Origin of the sequence: Dokdonella sp. (genome assembly GCF_049593775.1) — a bacterium.
Taxonomy (GTDB): Bacteria; Pseudomonadota; Gammaproteobacteria; order Xanthomonadales; family Rhodanobacteraceae; genus Dokdonella.
This window is the reverse complement of record NZ_JBAWHJ010000129.1, coordinates 1-4,448: the sequence shown is the minus strand read 5'-3', so window position 1 is coordinate 4,448 and position 4,448 is coordinate 1. Positions and strand designations below refer to the sequence as shown.

Sequence of the window (4,448 nt, the reverse complement as noted above, 5' to 3'; positions counted from 1 at the left end):
GATTTCGTGTTCACCCGGCTCATGTATGAGTCGGGTGATTGGGATGTCGACCAGCGCATGCCCTCGAACGTGATTGATGCGCTGATTCAGTACACGACCCTGCGCGTTGATCCCAGGGAACAGGTCTTGCCGTTGGCCGATCCGCGCATGCTCGGTGCATCTTTCTGCTACCTGGCCGGTCACAAGCTCGTCGAATTCAATCCGGACGAGCGGCGAAATTTCGAAAAATATGTACGCAACGGTGGTTTCGTCCTGGTCGACGACTGCAACCATGACATCGACGGATTGTTCGCGAAATCCTTCGAAGCCGAGATGGCCTCCATATTCGGCCGGCAAGCCCTGCAAAAATTACCGAAGAATCATCCGCTGTATTCCTGCTTCTTCAAATTCGATGGCCCTCCGGCAACCGGGTTCGAATTGAATGGCTGGGGTGATGACCTTGTCCACGAGTATCTCAAGGGTATCGAGATCGAAGGTCGTCTTGGCGTGCTTTACAGCAACAAGGACTACGGTTGTGAATGGGATTACGACTGGCGCAACAAGCGATTTCTGGCCGAGGACAACACCAGGTTCGCAGTCAATATCGCCGTCTACGCGATGACAACCTAGCATCGGGGAAGGCATCGTAGGAAGCGGCTGAAACATGCTCCTGCAAGACCTTGCTGGCACCATACAGATCTGGAAATTCGATGAGTGAAGCAATTACAGAAGAAAGCGTGAAGCATCAGATCGACAAGCTGGCCGAACTGCGCAGCTCGATTGCCCAGGCCATCGTCGGCCAGGACGAGGTCGTCGAACAGTTGTTGATCGGCTTGCTGGCGGGCGGTCATTGCCTGCTCGAAGGCGTGCCCGGACTCGGCAAGACCCTGCTGGTGCGTTCACTTGGCATGGCGCTGAACCTAGAGTTCAGGCGCATCCAGTTCACCCCGGACCTTATGCCCAGCGATATCCTCGGCACCGAAATTCTCGAAGAGGATCACGGAACCGGCAAGCGCTATTTCAAGTTCCAGAAGGGCCCCGTCTTCACCAGCCTGCTGCTCGCCGATGAGCTGAACCGTACGCCACCGAAGACCCAGGCTGCCCTGCTCGAGGCAATGCAGGAACACACCATCAGCTACGCCGGCACCACCTATACGCTGCCCGAACCGTTCTTCGTGCTCGCCACGCAGAACCCGCTTGAACAGGCGGGCACCTATCCATTGCCCGAAGCCCAGCTCGACCGATTCCTGCTGCATATCCGTGTCGAGTATCCCGGTGAAGACGAGGAGCGCGCCATTCTTGCGCGCACCACCGGCAGCGGATCCGGAACGGTGACCGAAGTCATGGACGGCACCGAAGTGATTGCGCTGCAGAAGCTCGTTCGCGAGGTGCATGTCGGTGAAGATCTGCTGACCTGGATAACGCGACTCGTGCGTGCTTCCCGCCCGCAGGATAGCTCGATCAGTGAAGTGCGCGAGTGGGTGCGCTGGGGCGCGGGGCCGCGGGCCGGCCAATCCCTTGTGCTTGCCTCAAAGGCACGTGCGTTGATTCATGGGCGACTGGCGGCAACGCGAGAAGATGTCCAGGCCCTGGCTTCGCCGGTGCTGCGTCATCGCCTGCTGCTTTCATTCGCCGCGGAAGCGGATCGTCGCAGCACGGATGACGTCATCGACGTGCTGTTGCGTGACGTGCCGTTCCCGACCTGAGCCGCGCCGGTACCGACCGCATGAAGGGATCGGCCTTGCGCATTCCTCCCGAATTGCATGCGCGATTGCGCGACCTGCGATTGAGCATGCGTGGCCCGTCGTCAGGCGACGGACTGGGCATGCATGCCAGTCGAAGTCGCGGGGCAGGGCTGGAGTTTGCCCAGTATCGCGGCTATGAGCCTGGTGATGAACCAAGACGCATCGACTGGAAGCTGTTCGCCCGCTCGGATCGATACTTTGTTCGCGAAGCCGAACGCGATAGTCCGCTGACGGTCTGGATCCTGATCGATGCCAGCGCATCGATGGCGCAGTCGGATCGCGCAAGACCCCAATTCAGCAAGCTTGAAGCCGCCAGGATTCTGGCTGCCTGCGTGATCGACCTGGCCCTGCGCCAGGGGGATCGCTTCGGTATCGTCGGACTCTCCGCTGAAGGCTTGCAGTTCGTAGCCGAGGGTGCTGGTCCGCGCCAGCGTGATCGTTGCATGGTTGAGCTCGAGCGTCTGAAAAGTGCAGGCAGCGGGGTGGCCGATTCGCAACTGACCCCGTTATGGGATCGAGTTCGACCGGGCTCACTGGTGATTCTGCTTGGCGATGGATTTGACGAACGCTTGATGGATCTCGCCGTTCGCCTGTCGGCGACCCGGCGTGAAGTCGCTTCCATCCAGTTGCTCACCGCAGAAGAGCGCGACTTTTCGTTCCGCGGCGGCCTGCTTCTGCGTGATCCGGAAACCGGCACCGAGATGCGAGTCGATGCCGAGCGCGCACGCAAGGAATACCTCGATCGTTTCGCTGCGGCGCGCACAGCCCTGGCTCGGCGGCTGGCGGCGAATGGCGTCGCTCATGCGGAACATGTTCTGGATCGACCGCTGGATGAACCATTGCGAGCGCTGTTTGGTGCAGCTCAGCGCGCGGTGGAGCGGCGATGAACCTGCAATTCCTGCTGCCACTGGGCCTGGTCGCGCTGGCTGCGTGGCTCTTGCCCTTGCTGATTCATCTGGTTCGCAGGCCCGAACAGACCCCCTACGACTTTCCCGCGTTGCGCTGGATTCGCGAAAGCGAGCGCCCGCGTCGGCGTTTGCGACTGGATGATCTCGCATTGTTGTTGTTGCGGCTGCTCCTGCTCGCGCTGATGGCCTTGCTGCTTGCCGTCCCGGTGTTGCGCGGTGAATGGCGCGATGCGCGTCATTGGGTTCTGGTCGGCAGCACCATCGACCTCGATGCTGCGCGAACGAACTTCCCCGACCCGGATGTTGAGTGGCGTTGGCTGGCACCCGGATTTCCGCCGATCGAAGAGGTGAGGCCAGCAGCGGATCAAGCGACAGCCAGCCTGGTGCGTGAATTCGAGGCCACGCTTCCGCCGGCCGACACACTGAGCATACTCGTGCCGGAAAAGCCGGATGGATTCGACGCGGAGAGAATCGCTCTGGGTCGGGACGTCGAGTGGAGCGTGGCTGGCGCAATTGATGCGAGTGGCAACGTATCCCAAAGCCGCAAGCCGCTGATGGTCGCCCTGCGCCATGCCGGTGACGGCAGCGATGCCCTGGGCTATCTGCGCGCCGCGCTCGCTGCCCTGGGCAGCGATGAGCCGGACAGCCTGAAGATCGACGACAAGCCCGCTTCGATGCCCGTGGATTTCGCCAGTGATGCCGTAATCTGGCTTGACGGAAAACTGCCCGATGAATTGTTGCCCTGGATCGAAGCAGGAGGCCGTGCGTTAGTGGTCGATTCGCCGGTGCAGGCAGGGTCCATCGTCCTGCGCGATGAATCCGGTGGTGCGGTCGCGAGTGAACAGGTGCTGGGCGAGGGCGCCGTGGTTCAGTTGCTGCGACCGATGACCCCCGAAAGCCTGCCCCTGCTTCTGGATGCGGATTTTCCCGAGCGATTGCGGGGGCTGCTCACGGGCGAGTCATCGCCACCCACGCGGGCCATCGCAGCCGATGTCGCGCCGCGACGAGTTGATCGGGAAGCCCGACCGACGACGACATCATTGACCGCGTTGCTGTGCCTGCTTGTCGCGATCGTGTTCCTGCTTGAACGCATCGTCGCCATGCGAAAGCGGCATCCGGCATGAACAGTCCGATCCTGAAACGTCTGCAACTAGGCATGCGTTGGCGCCGCGCCTTGATTGCCCTGGCATGCTGGCTTCCACTCGTCGCTGCAACGCTGTTGCTGGTGCACGGCAGTCGTTCCATGCCGATGACTGCAGCGGTTGCCGTGCTGATGGTCGCGCTGCTGGCTGGCTGGCTCTGGCGCGCGCTGGGCAAGCTCGACACGGCACACGTGGTACGCCGCCTCGATACACGCATGCCGGCACTGGATGACAGCAGCGACCTGCTGCTTCGCGACGACGCAGGATTGTCAGCACTCGCGCGAATGCAGCGCCAGCGTGTCCTCGACAGGGTGTCCGGATCCCGGCTTCCCGATCTGCGCGATCCCTGGCCGTGGCTGCGTATTGGCTTGCTCGCTGTCGTTGCCGTGGCTGTTGCGCTCGCATCACTGTACCGGCCTGTCGCGCACACTAGAGGATCCGCAGAGTCGCTGACGGCGCCCTCCACCGAGCGCCTCGCCACGGTCACGCAGTTGAAATCTGTGCGCCTCGATATCCAGCCACCTGCGTACACCGGCTTGCCGTCGCGCAAGGAATCCAGCCTCGATGCAGAGATCGCACAGGATTCGGAGCTGCGCTGGAATCTGGACTTCGAGCCGGAGCCTGAATCTGCCGCCCTGCGTTTCCATGATGGTTCGGAAATCGAATTGCACCCT

Annotated in this window: 4 protein-coding genes and 1 pseudogene; all 5 read left to right on the top strand. The window is 61.6% G+C overall.

What is annotated here, in order from left to right; genetic code table 11:
• Positions 1 to 609 (top strand): DUF4159 domain-containing protein (locus WBP53_RS04425; protein WP_423926337.1); only part of this gene is annotated, 609 nt, incomplete at its 5' end.
• An 80-nt stretch (positions 610 to 689) separates the two neighbouring features.
• A complete protein-coding gene (locus WBP53_RS04420; protein ID WP_423926335.1) occupies positions 690 to 1,685 on the top strand; it encodes an AAA family ATPase in 996 nt (331 codons plus the stop codon).
• A 20-nt stretch (positions 1,686 to 1,705) separates the two neighbouring features.
• Positions 1,706 to 2,611, top strand: coding sequence for a DUF58 domain-containing protein (locus WBP53_RS04415; protein ID WP_423926333.1), 906 nt, complete (start codon positions 1,706 to 1,708; stop codon positions 2,609 to 2,611).
• The gene (locus WBP53_RS04410) at positions 2,608 to 3,756 is read left to right on the top strand and encodes a BatA domain-containing protein (RefSeq protein ID WP_423926331.1); all 1,149 of its coding nucleotides are present in this window, start codon (positions 2,608 to 2,610) and stop codon (positions 3,754 to 3,756) included. Before WBP53_RS04415 ends, WBP53_RS04410 begins: the two co-directional genes overlap by 4 nt.
• Positions 3,753 to 4,448 (top strand): annotated as a pseudogene (locus WBP53_RS04405) (hypothetical protein); the annotation flags it as partial. The gene WBP53_RS04410 and the pseudogene WBP53_RS04405, both read left to right, overlap by 4 nt.

What these genes read in the sequence shown, in the direction of transcription:
- WBP53_RS04415 (WP_423926333.1), top strand. Translation starts at nt 1,706, where the DNA reads ATGAAGGGATCGGCCTTGCGCATTCCTCCCGAATTGCATGCGCGATTG.
- WBP53_RS04410 (WP_423926331.1), top strand. Translation starts at nt 2,608, where the DNA reads ATGAACCTGCAATTCCTGCTGCCACTGGGCCTGGTCGCGCTGGCTGCG.
- WBP53_RS04420 (WP_423926335.1), top strand. Translation starts at nt 690, where the DNA reads ATGAGTGAAGCAATTACAGAAGAAAGCGTGAAGCATCAGATCGACAAG.